Raw genomic sequence first — 321 nt, 5'->3', positions numbered from 1 at the left:
GACCTTGGTAAACATTGACCAACGCGGCTTCCCCGGCAGCATCCAGACCTCTAAAATCAGCTATGGAGCCTGTTGGTAAGAACACTCCTTGTGCACCATACACCCCTAAGTTAAAGGAGTTGTCAAATTGGAACTTCTCAAAAGAGAACCCAACGGTGAACGTATGATCCCCTTTGAAAAAGTTGAGGTTGTTTGTTAATTGAAAAAGCTTCTGATCCAATCTGTTGTTGATGGAGAAAGGCTCGTGTCCTGCAATGATGTAGTTTGATCCCACATTTTCATCCAGCAATGTAATGGTTGGTGCCGGAGTTGATTTTGGGT

The 321-nt window shown here is 44.2% G+C and carries 1 protein-coding gene; it reads right to left on the bottom strand.

What is annotated here, in order from left to right:
• Positions 1–321, bottom strand: a 321-nt coding sequence (locus ACRHOZ_RS20860) for a hypothetical protein (RefSeq protein ID WP_431130179.1), incomplete at both ends; no start/stop codon positions are given.

Source organism: Flagellimonas flava (assembly GCF_050617915.1).
Classification (GTDB): Bacteria; Bacteroidota; Bacteroidia; order Flavobacteriales; family Flavobacteriaceae; genus Flagellimonas; species Flagellimonas flava_A.
The sequence above is the reverse complement of the archived record's forward strand: the minus strand, read 5'-3'. Positions and strand labels throughout refer to the sequence as shown.